The organism is Bacillus sp. ISL-57, from assembly GCF_018613135.1.
In the GTDB taxonomy this organism is placed as follows: Bacteria; Bacillota; Bacilli; order Bacillales; family DSM-1321; genus Peribacillus; species Peribacillus frigoritolerans.
In genome coordinates this window covers 79,964-95,621 of record NZ_JAGGQV010000019.1, presented here as the reverse complement: position 1 = coordinate 95,621, position 15,658 = coordinate 79,964, and the positions used below count along the sequence as shown (strand labels likewise).

General features: G+C 33.9%; 10 protein-coding genes and 3 pseudogenes. 7 read left to right on the top strand and 6 right to left on the bottom strand.

Annotation, left to right across the window (positions count from 1 at the left end; translation table 11 throughout):
- Positions 1–13 precede the first annotated feature (13 nt).
- Positions 14–745 (top strand): thioesterase II family protein, encoded by a 732-nt coding sequence (locus tag J7I90_RS21145; RefSeq protein ID WP_214773619.1) that lies wholly within the window; start codon positions 14–16, stop codon positions 743–745.
- Between the two features lie 124 nt (positions 746–869).
- Here the strand turns inward: J7I90_RS21145 and J7I90_RS21140 are convergent.
- Positions 870–1,115: pseudogene (locus J7I90_RS21140) on the bottom strand (transposase); the annotation flags it as partial.
- Positions 1,116–1,245: 130 nt separating this feature from the next.
- Between J7I90_RS21140 and J7I90_RS28180 the strand changes: the two are divergent.
- Positions 1,246–1,426, top strand: a pseudogene (locus tag J7I90_RS28180) (host-nuclease inhibitor Gam family protein); the annotation flags it as partial.
- Between the two features lie 55 nt (positions 1,427–1,481).
- Here the strand turns inward: J7I90_RS28180 and J7I90_RS27525 are convergent.
- The gene (locus J7I90_RS27525; RefSeq protein ID WP_311380699.1) at positions 1,482–1,607 is read right to left on the bottom strand and encodes an aspartyl-phosphate phosphatase Spo0E family protein; all 126 of its coding nucleotides are present in this window, start codon (positions 1,605–1,607) and stop codon (positions 1,482–1,484) included.
- Between the two features lie 238 nt (positions 1,608–1,845).
- Between J7I90_RS27525 and J7I90_RS27980 the strand changes: the two are divergent.
- Together J7I90_RS27980 and J7I90_RS21125 are read left to right on the top strand one after the other, a co-directional pair.
- Positions 1,846–2,094 (top strand): annotated as a pseudogene (locus J7I90_RS27980) (AAA family ATPase); the annotation flags it as partial.
- 1,342 nt (positions 2,095–3,436) lie between these two features.
- Positions 3,437–3,568, top strand: coding sequence for an anti-repressor SinI family protein (locus J7I90_RS21125; RefSeq protein ID WP_214773617.1), 132 nt, complete (start codon positions 3,437–3,439; stop codon positions 3,566–3,568).
- Between the two features lie 17 nt (positions 3,569–3,585).
- Here the strand turns inward: J7I90_RS21125 and J7I90_RS21120 are convergent, their stop codons facing one another.
- The 4 genes from J7I90_RS21120 to J7I90_RS21105 all read right to left on the bottom strand — a co-directional run bounded on the left by J7I90_RS21120 (position 3,586) and on the right by J7I90_RS21105 (position 10,162).
- Positions 3,586–4,701 carry a response regulator gene (locus J7I90_RS21120; protein WP_214773616.1) on the bottom strand — a complete coding sequence of 372 codons (1,116 nt, stop codon included), beginning with the start codon at positions 4,699–4,701 and terminating at the stop codon, positions 3,586–3,588.
- 89 nt (positions 4,702–4,790) lie between these two features.
- Positions 4,791–7,877: a hybrid sensor histidine kinase/response regulator gene (locus J7I90_RS21115; protein ID WP_214773615.1), complete on the bottom strand. Its 3,087-nt coding sequence runs from the start codon at positions 7,875–7,877 to the stop codon at positions 4,791–4,793.
- 887 nt (positions 7,878–8,764) lie between these two features.
- Positions 8,765–8,896: an anti-repressor SinI family protein gene (locus J7I90_RS21110; protein ID WP_214773614.1), complete on the bottom strand. Its 132-nt coding sequence runs from the start codon at positions 8,894–8,896 to the stop codon at positions 8,765–8,767.
- An 813-nt stretch (positions 8,897–9,709) separates the two neighbouring features.
- Positions 9,710–10,162, bottom strand: a complete 453-nt coding sequence (locus J7I90_RS21105) for a glycosyltransferase family protein (RefSeq protein ID WP_251025400.1) — start codon at positions 10,160–10,162, stop codon at positions 9,710–9,712.
- Between the two features lie 709 nt (positions 10,163–10,871).
- Here J7I90_RS21105 and J7I90_RS21100 point away from each other — a divergent pair.
- From J7I90_RS21100 to J7I90_RS21090, 3 genes are all read left to right on the top strand, one after another.
- A complete protein-coding gene (locus tag J7I90_RS21100) occupies positions 10,872–11,057 on the top strand; it encodes a hypothetical protein (RefSeq protein WP_214773613.1) in 186 nt (61 codons plus the stop codon).
- A gap of 422 nt (positions 11,058–11,479) precedes the next feature.
- Positions 11,480–14,170 carry a DUF4084 domain-containing protein gene (locus J7I90_RS21095; RefSeq protein ID WP_214773612.1) on the top strand — a complete coding sequence of 897 codons (2,691 nt, stop codon included), beginning with the start codon at positions 11,480–11,482 and terminating at the stop codon, positions 14,168–14,170.
- A 597-nt stretch (positions 14,171–14,767) separates the two neighbouring features.
- On the top strand, positions 14,768–15,625 hold the full coding sequence (locus J7I90_RS21090) for an MBL fold metallo-hydrolase (RefSeq protein WP_214773611.1): 858 nt from the start codon (positions 14,768–14,770) through the stop codon (positions 15,623–15,625).
- Positions 15,626–15,658: the final 33 nt, after the last annotated feature.

The window sequence follows — 15,658 nt, the reverse complement described above, 5'->3', positions numbered from 1 at the left end:
TAAGAGAAGGGGGATGAAAGGGCTGAAGAAGACACTTTTTTGTTTCCCTTATGCTGGGGGAAGTGCATCTTTTTATAGAGAATGGAAATTTGATGATGATGTGATGGAGGTAGTCCCGCTGGAATACCCTGGACATGGCAGTAAATATAGTGAACCATTATGTGAACATATGGCGGATTTGACGGATATATTATTGAAAGAAATGGAAACGAAACATCAAATGAATTCACTGGAAAACATCTCTTTGTTTGGACATAGCATGGGTGCGATCGTAGCCTATGAAATTGCGGCAAAATTAGAAGAGAGGGATGATAATAAAGTTGAACATCTATTCATTTCAAGTAAGTCGTCCCCCAATTATAAAGTAGATCAAATAGATTGCTCTAATACAAAACATTTAAAACAATCGCTTGAAAAAATCGGGGGAACAAACAAGGAACTCCTGGAAACGGAAGATTTCATGAATATATTCCTTCCGATAATCCAGTCGGACTTGAATGTATTAGCCAACTATCACCATGAAAAAAAACGCGAGAAAAAGGTGGGGAACAAAGCCGTTTTGCTATTGGGATCGAATGATACCGTGACGAAGGAAAGTATCGAAAACTGGAATGAATACATTGAACGTATTGAAGGATTGCATATATTACAGGGTGATCATTTCTATATAAAGCAAAACCAGGATATCGTTTTAAAAATCATTCAAGAGTATGTACTAAAAAGTCGTTGTGGAGTTCCGATTTAAGATAGCGGACTGACCTGCACCAGAACTTGCTCTAATGTAAGCGTCCGCTTGGATACCGATGAAACACAATCTTCATAAAAAAGCACTGATTTATGAAGTGAACCCAAAAAGTTAGACACTTTATTTAGGCAGCCTTGAGGGCATGAACCCGGTAATCTACCGGGCTCATGCCTTTTAATTTTACCTTGATTCGCTGGTGATTATGGTAATGGATATATTTCTCTAGTTCTTGTTTGAATTGCTCCATACTTTCAAATTCTTGAAGGTAGAGTAATTCGGATTTTAATAACCCAAAGAAGTTTTCAATGACCGTATTATCGAGACAATTTCCTTTGCGGGACATGCTTTGTGTAATGTTATGTTTTTTTAAATATAAAGTCTATGTATTTTAAGATGTCTTTCATTTTATCTTCAGTTATTTCTTTTCATCGAGGTGTGCAGTGATAGTTTCAATAGCTTTGCTGTTAGCTAATGGGATCCAAAGGCATCAGCACACCTTATGGCAAATTGAAAACGGAATGGATGAATTCATCAAGAACAGTGTGATTGTGGGCCGACTTAAAAAAGTCATTAAAGTTTGTGGAAATTAATGGTGAAAAGGTTGTGGTGGATGAGAATGGACAGATTTTACCTGGAGTTATTGTTAAACCTGAGTCAACTTCTTATGTTGTAGAAGTATGACTCAGTGGAAAACTAAAAGTTTCAAAGGCTAGAGGGGAGTGTCAATAGTTAAAGATTATTTAGATTTCAATAAAGACTTAAAAATTAACTTGTCTAGCCTTTGGCTATATTTTAGAGTTTCCCAATGAGTAAAACCATTGTTAACACCACATTGTACAAGTTTTTTTCTTAGAAACTTTATTTTTAAATCTAATAATTCCGTTTGGGATTTGAAATTACAGATAGTAGTGGCTCCTTATAAATTCTTATATGAATAACTAAGTCTATAGTATTACGAATTATTGGTTTTTGAAATGGTTTTGTCAAAAAAAGTGATATATCGACATTTATTGTATTTTATCAGTCCTTATTTACTATGAATTTTTAATCTGAACAAACCCTGAGGTAACTATAAGAAATAGTGTGAAGAAGGTGATTACGTGTTCCAAGTTATAGAAGCTGAACGTGAAAAAGAAAAAGCAGTCGTTGGCTTTATAGGTTGCAGGGTTCAGGTAAGACAGTAAGTCCCGCCCTTCACAAACGATATCAAATGGCTGTTCAAACAATTAAGAAAGCAGGTGCTGAGGTAGTTATAGTCGATTCCATTTACACAATTGGATGGTGAGGGCGGCATAGTCGAAACTCATGGGCAAATGTCCGGTAACTCATTGCAAAAATGGGGAACAATTGGAGAGTATATACAAATCTGAAAAAGCGAAGGGTGAAATTAATGGTTAAGAGGGTTCAACCGGTTATAATACGGCGCCAAAGGAAGAAGGAAGCTGAGCATTGTCGAATTAATTGATGAGCAGTTATAAGTCAAAAAAAAACTATCCTTGAACAAGAATAGTTACGAATTCTACTTTATTTTATTTAGATCTTGTCCTTAAAATACAGAATGGATTTGCAAGTAGTGCAAGTTACTTTTGACAAGTCTCTAAATTTAATCTGTCTTAAAGTATTTCTTGAAAAATTATTAAACGAATAATATTTAATATTACATTCGGATTGACTTTGATTTTTTACAATATGGATCTCATTAGATTCTATTTGGATGGTTGGAAAATGCAAATAATTACCTCACTTCTGAATGTTAAGAATAAAGGCTAATTCTAACATCTTAACGGATTAACCCACAACAGGAATATATATCCATTACCTAAATCCATTTCGAATAAATTATGAAGTCTAATTAAAGACAAAAAAAAGCAAACGTAAAAATAAGAATTGTTCTCCATAAACAGCTAATGCCCATAGGAGTCCACTGCCTGTAGAATTAAGCAGTTTATAAACGATAAAAAACTTCGGCCAAAAGGGTTTTGGGGGGGGCATTTGTCATCCTATTAGCTGGTTTAGCGCCATGAGAAGGTCGCCAAATGGCGACCTTTTAAACGTGCGATTCTTACATTTATCAGACATTCATATTCAAGTGAATAACTAAAATTTCACCAAAAGGAATATCTCTAGGTAGCGAGTCTGGTGTTTAATGTAATTTGCCGAGAATTTGACAAAAAAATATTAAATGGATAGATACATGGTCAGCAAGTGGTATAGGACATAAAGTTGGAGGGGATTGGCTCCAACATCTAAAGGTAGACCTAACTAATCTCTTGCTATATACCTTTAAAACTCTTTCGGAATGTACATTAACAATATAGGAAATACGCTGCCCTCTTCCCTACTTGTTCAAGGGCCGTTTAATGGAATATGATATAAAAAACTAAAAAGCATGTAAGTCACATAAGTAAATAATTCCTGTTTATCATTCTAAGTTAGATCTATATACCATGAATATTGCTTTTCAATTTAGCGGGAATCTAAACCATAAAGGTAGAAAATGTTGAATTATACAATAACAAAACAAAAACCCTTAAGATTAATTAACTGAAGGGAATCGAGAGCATGAACTTAGCTAAAAACTATTACTATATTGATTAACAGCATTCCATTGCGGATTTGTCTTTCTTCATTTAAGAGATTTTTAAGAGGTAAACGATAAAATGAATAACATAATTAGGGGGAATGTAGAATATGAATGATACCTGTAAAAAAAATCAATTAGATGAAGAATGGATTTCTTTAATAATTGAAGCAAAGGAATTAGGTGTGAGTATAGATGAAATTAGGGAATTTATACAATCATTTAATAATGCGGAAAGATAAAAAAACTATGGAAACGGTTATCCTATTAGTAAGGACTGATAAAGTCTAGCTAGACGTTCTCCGGGACCAATTCCTAGATCTTCCGAGAGCAATTGTTCATAATCATTATATATTTTCATTGCTTCTACATGATTTCCTTTTTGAATGAGAAGTTGCATTGATTGCTCAATATTCCTATCCAAGTATGGTGATAACCTTCTTTGAATATGTAGATAATGTAGTGCTCTAGAAGGGTCATTGTCACTATAATAATCTATTACTTTTTCCAAAAGAATAATAATGTCATTTTCTATTTTTTGTGCCACTTCATTTGCCCATTCATAGCGGTTCCATTCCATATATGAACCGGAATAGAGTTTCAGTACTTCCTCGATGTGAAGTATATTTGATTGGTCAACCTTTTCTATATTTAAAACAGCCTCGTTGATTATAGTTAAATCGCAGTGAATCGAATCCATTGATAAAATATAACTCTGATTTGAAAATTTAATGCAATTTGTACATCCAATTGCACTCAAAAATTTTCGTAAATAGGATAGGGTGGTATGGAGATTAACCTTTGCTTTTTTACTATCATAATTTGGCCATAGGCTATCGATAATACGGTCACGAGGAATGTATGTATTCATAAAAGTTACAAAATATGCAAATAACTCCTTGACCTTTGCAGTTTTAAAATGGAGTAGTTCACCATCCTTTAACACCTGGAATTCATAAAAGCACTGAATATATAATGACTGATTCTCCAACTTTCGATCAACTTTATTGTCATTGATTTTGTCTGATAATCGCTGTATGGTCTTAGCTAATCGATTGGGCATAACAGGTTTTAATAAATAATCGATTGAATTTATTTCAAAAGCTTTTATCGCATATTCAGCATACGCAGTTACGAAAACAATTTGAATAGAAGGAGATAAAGAATAAATAGTTTCTGCAAAATCTAATCCGTTTCCATCAGCCATTTCAATATCTAAAAATACAACGTCAACGGTTTGGCTCAGAATATCCTCTAAGATACTAGTTTTATCTGTATATGTATTAATAATATGAATTATAGGAAATGCTCGAAGTAAATTTGTTAAATAATCTAGTGCTAGAATCTCGTCATCAACTAATATAGCCTTAATCATTCTATATCCTAACTCCTTTAGTCATTTATTTCATAATGCTTAAATAATCAGAAACGAAATTTGGAAAAACCGAAAGATAAGTAAATTGACTATCCCTTATCTTTTCGGATGAAAAACGTAATCGTTGTTCCTTGATTTAATTTACTTTGAATTGTTAATCCGTGCCTGTACATTTGCTCAAGACGACGATTGACATTGATTAGTCCTATTCCTTTTTTATGTTCAGACTTTACATATGTAAACAGATTTTTTTGTATATCTGGACTTATACCTTTACCATCATCACAAATTTCAACTTTTAAATCATGGGCTTCTTTTGATAGTTTTATCGAGATAGTACCCCCTCCTGGCTTCGATAAAATACCATGGTTAACTGCATTTTCGACAAGCGGTTGAATCGTTAGAGGTGGAATCATCCATTCACCGCTGTAGTTTAGCTCCCAATTAATTGTAAGACGCTCATTAAACCTTACCTTTTCAATATATAAATAAGATTGGACCAGCGAAAGTTCATGCGATAACGGAACAAGCGGTTCAGCATTATTAAAATCAAAACTTAAGCGTAAATAATTACTGAATTCATCGAGTAAAGTAAGCATTCTAGAGGAATCAGTAACTCCTAGTGCAGCTATTGAATTTAGTGTATTAAAAAGAAAATGTGGCTGAATTTGTGATTGCAACCAAGCACCTTCCAATCTTAATCGCTCCTGTATCGAATGCTTTAGGTCGATAACAACGCCAATCCGTACCCTTAATTCTAGCGAATCTATTGGTTTTACTAGATAATCGTTTGCTCCTACTAGAAACCCTGTATAAACTTCCTCAGGGTTATTTAGAGTTGTTAGCAATAAAACTGGAAGTTCAGAAATAGAAAAGTGCTTTCGTATCTTTCTTGTTAATTCGTAGCCTGACATTTTTGGCATCATAACATCGGCAATAATGAGATCCCAACCTTCGTCCAACCGATTTAAAACTTCTTCACCACTTGTTACGATTTCAATTGAATACTCTTCACCTGAGAGAATGTTTTTTAAAACGTGAAGATTAATTGGGTCATCGTCAACAGCCAAAATTTTTGGTTTGATATAACCTTGCTTATTCTTTATAGATATTTGAGCTTCAGATATTGCTAACTCTTGATTAAACATGTCATCTTGGCTGGTGGATGAAGCAAGACCGGTTTCTTCATGTTTGCTCTCATCATCCTGTGTGAGCGGCAAGGTAAATGTGAATATAGATCCTTTTGAAAGGTTGGATTTAACGGTTAGCGTTCCGTTATTCATAGAGACTAATTTGTGGCAAATACTCAGCCCTAACCCGAGTCCACTTAGGTCATCGTAACGCTCCTTTGGCCCTGGCTCATACGAAAGGAAAGCACGCTTCAGTTTTTCACCATCCATTCCGATTCCAAAATCCTTTATTTGGATAACCGCCTCATTGTTTTTCACCTCGGCTTCAATAATAACTACACCATCCTCTGAATATTTCACCGAAATATTCAGTAAATTGAAAATGATTTGCCTGAGGTGGGCTTCATCTGCATAAACCCGTGGGAAATCTTTAGGAATGACTAGTTGAAAGTGAAGATTTTTCGAGTCCATCATAATGCTTTGAACATTAACAACAGTTCTGATGGCAGGTAGAAGGGCAAACGCTTGTTTATTCAAGTTGATTTTGTTTTGTTGAATTTTCGTCACGTTAATTAAATCGTTTAATAAATAGGACATTCGCCGACCGATGACCATGAGAAGCTCAAGGTTTTGTTTGCTTTGAGGAGTAAGTCGTGACCTATCTTGGTCAATAATACTTTGAGCCATATTGATCATCCCATGCAAAGGATTACGAAGCTCTTGGGAAGTATTGGTTAAAAATTGATTCTTTGTAGTATACTCCTTTTGTAGCTTATCCACGAGTTCATGATTTTTGTCATTTGCACGAAAGAATCGTATGAACCAAAATGTGGAGAATAACAAAATTGCAAGGGTTAAATCAACTGGATAAAAGTGAGGATCAATCATACTAATAATACCTAAGTTGAGCGAGTGTACTCTTCCGACAAAGGATGACCAAAGGATGCTTGAAGCCACGCTAATAGCGGCTAGCAGTAAAAAGAGGGAATCCCTCACTTTATTTACTATTACCTGAAACACAAGCAATATAATGGCAGTAAACGGCATTGCTAGTACAAATAGTAGTAAGATTGACCATTCCCGTATCAGTGTAGTCGGGGCCATAATAATAAAAAGCCCATACACCGCGCAAAGAACTGAAATCCATCGAACCATTGGATTTCCTTTGTAATTGGTGAATAGGTACCTCACAAACAATAAGAAGAAAAGGGAGAGCCCTGTGTATGACAGATATGCAAGCTTAACAAACATTTCATAATTTAATGGTACCCATTGAAGAATGAGGCGATCGTCACTAACCAAAATGGATAGGGAGGATAGTAACATGGCCACCATAAAATACAAAAGCTCGATTTTTTTTGGACGAATGAAATAAAGGATACATGCATATATTCCGTGGACCAGCATGATTGAAGCCACCATCAGCTGCATTGCCACTGATGTCCAATGTTCTCTGATAATAGCTCTTTCTGTTCCGAAACGTATCGATTTTAATAACCCGCCATCAAAGATTTCATCACTAGAAGAAACAGCAATTACAAGATGAATCCACCCCGTTTCATCAGGTGTCACCGTAATAATGGTCGGAACCAAAGAGGACTGAATCGTTGGGTCAATGGAAGCAGTTCGTTGTTCTATCTTATCTCCATTTAAGTAAAGAGTAAATGAGTCTGAAATTCGGTGTAATCTTAAACCGTACTTTTTTTTGTCATCTTGTACATGAATCCGCAATTCGTAAGTTCCAACTTGCTTAGTATCGTTTGTTAAAGTGGGAAGCTCATTCCACCCGCGCGGGACTTGGATGAAGCTTTGTTCGTCCAGCGTTGGTAGTTCTTTAGGAACAGCAAATGCATTTGGATAAAATGACCATTCGCCATCAAGGGCAACGGTGGATTTATCAGGTAATGGATAATGGACTAAGTCAAAGACGCCTTCCTCAACAAACGGTTGATTGAGTGGTAATAGTTTGATGAACCAAATGACTCTGAGGCTTGTAAGAAGTAGTATAAAAACAAAAACGATTGGTAGTATTTTTCGAACAGACATAGGCTTTCTCCCTAGAATATTTAACCAAATTATTTGATTACTAGTTATGAAATATAATTCTTCCTTATATAGGTTGCCATAATAGGAAAAAATTCGCAATAATAATACAGGATTAATAAATATTTTAGTTAATGGGCTGTAATCCTTAATTTTATCAATAGGGTAGTTGACCTATGAACGGGGCAGTTTAGTTAAGTTAAGTACTCTCTTTTAAAATTTTCATTATTGAGTAGTTTTGAGGCTGGGTGCTATGACCAAACTACCTACTCACTTATATCAGCGAGTTAGACCAAGCATTGAACGGATAACAGAAGATGATACTCCCTTATTCCAAATCAAGGCATTACGCAAAGGATATCTCGCAAGGGAATTGTTGCGAGAACTTTGGTATCTTAAAATGGAACTCCTAAAAGGATTAAAAATTGTGGAACACTTAAGGAAATAGAAATATATATATAATGAACAAACGAATCAAGGCAAAATAAAAAGGTATGAACCCGGTACAATACCGGTCTCATGCCCAACATGCCGCCTAATGAAATATCCTGTTATAACTTTATGGGGTTATTTAAAATTGTTGGCTCACCTTTTTTAATAGAATCTATTATACCAGTAGCCAGGGGAGGACGTACGGGAGCATGGAAATTGATTCCGTGAAATAAATTGAATGATGCTAATAAACTAACTTAGAGCTCTTCGGAGTTATTATTGGTAGCACCAATTTTATTATGGGATTTCTTATTACCCACAATAATGACGGGGCGTGGAACATTTGTTTTCTGTACGAGATCATACCAGAGCTACCCAAAGATTCAGATTCCTTTTTACAAGTACTATGGCACTGAAAACACGGTTTATATTATTCGAATGCTGCAAGAAACGTTAATTTAAATTGATTTTTTCTTTTTTTTCAAAAATATCTTGAATTCCTCTTTAGATATATTTGATTTCATCGCTTCCTTTACTAGTTCAATCCATTCTTCAGAAAGATCTTGATCCTTATTTACTTTTTTTGTCATGCTTATCCCCCCTTTTTTTAGAGTATGCTTTTTTTACCGTTTATAGGTATTATCTAATAATTGACCAATGTCAAATGTATCATGTTGGAATTTTTAACAATCTCTTCAATAGCTAAAGTATATTATAGCTAAACAATTCGCCTTGCTTTGTCACACTCACCCTTAAAACTTTACGTTTAATAGTTTATTCTTTTGAGGGTATCTTTATTTAATATACATCTGCCATTCAATTTACAGGTATACAACTACTATTCACCATTATTCCATACTGTTAGAACAGGGTTTTGTTATAGATTGATTCAACCATAAGTATGGTTTCAAAGCTATCTCATCATCCATCATAGAGAACATCAAGGCTTTAAAGAAATAGTCAATTGAATCTTTACTGAAGGTTGATTTATAACATTGGAGCTACAAAGATGATGATAAGCACAAACTCTTGCTGGCATCGGAATACTATATGTGATTATTCAAAAAAGAGGAACAAGTCAACTGGATGACTTGTTCCTCCTTCTTATTTTCTGTTTTTAATAGAAGCTAAGTAATACCAATAACTTTAGACATTATTTTTTGGGTCAAAGAAAGTTGGATAAGGCGTTATAAACTTTTCCTGATAATTTTTAAAATTATTAACCTTGAACTCTGTATGAAAACCTTAGAATAAAGCTGCTTGCAAGGTATGGAAGTATCTTTAATTAAATCTCCGAATTTTTTATCTTCAATTGTTTCAATCATTTTCGAAACGGATCTTTTAAAGGACGTGCCATTCAATTGGTTCAGAAATCATCAAAAACTACTTAGGGTTTGACGACTTTATTCTATTATATAAATTTCACTAACAGTCTGATCATTGGAACAATTATTTATTACAAATACCTTGATATTCCCTAGATAGTCTTGCCTATCTATATACTGTAGAGTTTGAGAGATTTTGCTTTCTTCATTATGTGCGGCAATAAGGATTGTGATCTCTTCATTGGGAGATTCAGTTTTAAAGGGAGGTTGTCTATCTAAGATAAGGCTGCTTATTAAAAAAGAATTCAAATATCCAGGGATGTATGAAATACCTCCAATTATAAGTAAAGCAAGAGGCAAAGATACGATATTGGCTAAACCCTTTAACCAAGGTAGTGCAAGGTAAATAGAAAAGCACAACCATAGAAGAGCAAAACAGTGACTAATCCAAAACTTACCTTTTACCGTAATGTACAGATTATTTCTTCCGGATTCTAATTCTGGATTAATTGGTCTTAATATAGGCTTCATATTCAGGAACCTTTCTAAGTTAAAAGTTTTCGAGATAGTAGTGTTATATAGACTTCAATGTAAACTGATTGAACATAGCACATCTTTTAAAAGTTAAATATCTTCAACAGAACAAGGTCTTAGATACTAAGACAACCACCTATATTAAAGATATCGTTCAAAAGCACTAGTGCTTTAAGATTATATACACAGTTATTCAGAGTCAATTGGTTTTTAAAAACATTTTCATTCTCAATGAATAAAGAATTAAATAGTTGTGTGAGACAATGGAAGTTTTAAGGGCATGGAGCCAATTTGTATACCGAATCAAGCGGGGTTTTATAAAAAATTGATTGATAGTTCCTTTTCCCTTGATAAAATGCATTTAGCATTTCCGAGTTAATGTCTTATCTATTTTGAAGCCTTCAAAAGGACTACTTCATAGGGGATGTTATGGTGCTGACGTTTTATCACGGCTACGGTTATCATATATCGATATAAAAAGGTCAGCCAGAAATATTATCTGGTTGACATTATAATTCGAAGGCAGATTAGTTCAACTAAATTCCGAATTAACTCAATAAACTACGACTATGAAGGTAGCTTGAATTCAGGGTTATTTTCAGGGTATCGAAATATTAGCTTTCAACTTCATAAATGAGCCGAGATTCCGATAAATGATTGGTGAGTAAAATGTTAGGGGAATCTATGGTTTAGGAGATGTAAAGAAGTGAAAATTAAAACGAGGTTAATAACTACAGTATCCATTCTTATTGGAACCATTCTAATACTGGGGAGTTTTGCTGTTTATGTGATAGATGCATCATCTGAAAGAAATTCAATACTTCAGGATAAGATGGAAATTCAAAAAAATGTAATTGGAATTCAATATCGCCTGGCAGGTGGCCTCGATTGAGGAGGTTTCGAATGCAACGAGTTCCTTGAGCAGATTGGCCGAGGAATTGCAAGGGATGATATCCCGTTTCAAGGCTTAACTAAGAAAAATGCCTTGAAGCGATTAGGTTTTGGGGTATGTTTTAAAACGATAAACGATTTTTAGAAACTATTTATCTTATTATTTGTCATACTATAAATGTTATGGTCATTATGTACATTGTTACAAATAAAATGACCCTGTAACTTCGGTAGAAGGGGTGCTTTTTGTTGGGAACGGAAAGTGCAACGAACTCAATAAGAATATTTCATTGGCTTATTATTTATTTTAACTCTTTACAGGTGAATCCATCATCAAAAGTATTTTGTCCAACAAAAAATTTACTATCAAATTAAGTAAATGATATTGATAATAAGATATACATAAACGAAGGAGTAAAATAAATGAACGGGCAAAAAAACTCATATGATAGCTTAATTGTCATATTTATATATATATGTTTATATTATTCTTGGATAATAATTTGGAAAAACGAAACAGAAATCCTGACTTTTGGTGGGAATCTTTTATCTATCTTCGGTTGCCTTTTATCTTATTTATGGTTAGTTAAGGCTTTTAAGGTGAGTGGGGGTGTGAAAAGAACATTTTGGTTTTTACTGTCACTTGGGTTGCTAAGCTATTTAATTGCTGAATGTATATGGTTTGTTTATGAAAATGTAATAAAAAAGGAGGTACCTTTTCCAGGGTCTCCCGACATATTCTATACCGTACAGACCTTCTTTTTTCTTGCGTCATTTATATACAAAATTTCAAAAGAAAAGCGCAAGCATCAACTTGTTAAATTCCTTTTTGATGTTGCCATTGTTTTGACAGTTGCATCCACCTTCAGTTGGCATTTTATTATTATTCCGATACTAAATCCAGATGTTCCAACATTCTCTTTACTTATTTCTCTAGCATATCCAATTGGAGATTTAGTCCTTTATTTTGGATGTCTAAGTATTTTTTTTGGTCTACGCAAAGCTTTTTCTAATGAAGAAATATTTGTATTGTTATTAGGTTTATCGATTCAATTTTTTTCTGATTCCTATTATTTATATCTAATCTCCATTGATAGCTATACTTCTGGAAGTTTAATAGATCCGTTATTCATCATAGGACTTATGTTGGTTGGATTGTCTGCTACTATTACGAAAGAAAAGAATAGGGAGACCACCAATACAAATAATATAGAAATAGTAAATGTCCAAAGATATACGTTAACACGTCTTTTAATTCCTTATTTAAATATATTTATCCTATTAATATTCATTATGTTAAAAGAAAATGGAAACGATGCTTTTATCATCGGCTTAGGTGTATCCATTATTTTAGTCATAATCCGTCAAATTCTAGTAATATTAGAAAACCAACATCTATTGATTCAGTATTATAAAAAAACAGAGGAGTTAGAGATAAGTGAGCAACGTTATAAATCTCTTTTTGAATACCATCCAGATGCTGTATTCGCCTTAGACTTGAAAGGGAAATTTGAAAGTGTAAATGCAACTTGCTCCAAATTACTGGGGTATGAAAAGTTAGATTTAATCGGAGTTTTATGCCAGAAATTTATAAGCAAAGAGTATCAGACAATTACAGCCGAACATCTTTCAAAAGTAAAGGAAGGAACACCTCAAACCTATGAGGTCACCATTCGTAATAGAGATGGTAACCCCTACTACGTGATCATAACCAATATTCCAATTATGGTGAAAAATAGGATAGTTGGTTTTTTTGGTATATTTAAGGATATATCGGAAAATAAAAAAAATGAAGAAAGAATTAAGTTTATGGCTTATCATGATTCTCTTACAGGTTTACCAAATAGGTCATTATTTGAGGATGTATTAACAAAAGCTGTAACAGAAGCCAAAGAAAAGAATGAAATGTTTGCGTTAGTGTATATGGACCTTGATCGTTTCAAAGTAATCAATGATACGCTAGGACATGAAATTGGCGACCAATTACTTGTTGCTGTAGCAGACCGATTAAGAGATAATCTTCGGGATAAGGATACGGTTGCAAGGCAAGGTGGAGATGAATTTACTATACTAATTAAAGAAATTTCCAGTAGAACGGAAGCAGAACTAAATGCACAAAGTATTATTCAAGCGTTTAAGGAGCCACTTATTGTATATGGACATGAAATCATAGCTACCCCAAGTATCGGTATGGCAATTTATCCATTAGATGATGAAGATCCCAAAATACTAATGAAAAAATCAGATATCGCTATGTATTTCGTAAAGGAAAATGGTAGGGGCGATTTTAAACTATTCGATGATACTAACAAAGATTTTTCTAAAAAATTAATATTGGAAAAAGATATTAATGATACTCTCTTCAAAAATCAACTCTTTCTACAATACCAACCACAAGTAGAAGCTAAAGAAGGAAAAATGACTGGTGTTGAAGCGCTACTCAGATGGAACCATCCCCAATTTGGTGTCATTTATCCAGGAGAGTTTATTCCAATTGCTGAAGAAACAGGAGTCATTCTCCAAATTGGGGAATGGGTACTCAAGGAAGTTTGTAATCAAGTGAAAATATGGGACGAAATGGGTTACCATATAAAAGTGGGGGTAAATCTTTCACCCCGTCAATTACAACAAGAAAATATTACAAAAAAAATTGAGGATATTTTAAATGAAACGAAGATTAATCCAAATTATATTGACCTTGAAGTAACAGAGGCAGCAACCATGAATAACATAATTAATATTATTCCTAAGCTAACTGCTCTAAAACAACTGGGTGTGAAAATCTCAATTGATGATTTTGGAACTGGTTATTCCTCACTATCGTACCTAACGAGGTTTCCAATTGATACTTTAAAAATTGCACGGGAATTTACAAGTCGAATCGGAAATGATGATATGAATCATGAGATAATGATATCAATTATTGAGTTAGCTAAGAAATTAAATTTAAATGTTATTGCAGAGGGTGTTGAGACAAGAAATCAAGCAGATTTTTTAAAAGGGATTAATTGCAATGAAATACAAGGGTATTTGTTCGGTAGACCTTCGTCTCCTGAGGAAATAGAGAAGACGTACCTAAAAAAAGATACATCTAGCACAATCCTTAATAGGTAAAATGGTTACAACTATAACACTACATAAATTCTACTGTGAAATCCTAATGGCTCTTATTAAAGGGGACATTGCATAAAAGTTCAGTGGCATTTATATTAAGTTCTTTAGAAGAATGAAAAATGGTGGTTATAATCATATTAGAGTATTAACTTTCTTATAAATCTAACAGATACCTCGCTCCGAAATAGAAGGTAATGATCTGAAAACACTCCAATGTAACTCCAATCAACGAGGGCTTGAAATGATGATTCGTATGTCAATGAATAATAACGATACAAAGTCTTTGTTCTTCCAGTTCAGAGACTTTGTCTTTTTTAATGCAAATTAAGTTTTTTATAAATAGGTCTAGAAAATTTTAACTAGGTTAAGAAGCCACCATCCTCGAAGGGGTGCTAAAACAAGGAATTCACGGTAGTTGTTGAAAATCGTAATTAATTGTACTGAAGCTTTTTTTCGAATTGGGGAGATCGTTTTAATCATTATATTGAATCTTCTGGCCAATCTCTAGATCCACATAAAGGCCTGGGTACTTTTGTAAAGGGTTTATCAAGATACTTATGGAATTATTAAAACATAGTATCGTAAGGGGGAAAGTATATGCAAACCTTGGAAAAAATCAGCGATCGATGTTGGTATCAAACACCTGTTTCAGAAACGGATAGACCTATTCTAGGTGTAGTAGTTGGAGATAACAGGTCATTAATGATTGATGCAGGAAATTCAGAAGCACATGCGAATTGTTTTCTTAAAGAGCTTAAAGAACAAGGTATTCCACTTCCAAGCATCATTGTACTTACACATTGGCACTGGGATCATATTTTTGGTTTGTCTGCTTTGAATATGCTGTCTGTTGCGTCTATTCAAACGAAAGCTAAAATTAAGAAACTTGTCTCGTACGAATGGACAGATTCTGCTTTAGAAGAACGTGTGAAATCGGGATTAGAAATTGAGTTTTGTGCCAATGCAATCAAAAAAGAATTTGGAAGTGAAAGAAATATTAACATTTCATTACCAGATTTAGCTTTTGAACAGAGAATGGAGCTTGATCTAGGAGGAGTATCTTGTCTTTTGCAGCATGTAGGTGGCAATCATTCCCCAGACTCTATCATTGTCTATATCAAAGAAGAAAAAATACTATTCCTTGGCGATTCTATTTATGCAGATATCTATTCAAAAAAAAGGAATTATACGACTCAAACTATGATTGAATTATTAGACAAAATCGATCAATTTGATGCTGAAGTCTATGTCCTCTCCCATTGGAAGCCAATTTCGAAGGAGGAATATCAGAAAGAAGCAATACTATTAAGGACTGTAGCCACCTTGACAGATAAATATGAGGGACGCATTGAAGATATAAAGAAATCTTATCAACTCAAGCTAAATAGAGAGCTAAATGAAGAAGAGCTTGAAACAATTGGATACTTTGTGAACGGATTTGAAATAAATAGTTAGCTTAAGAGATCAGTCCTCGAGGCTTATAAGATT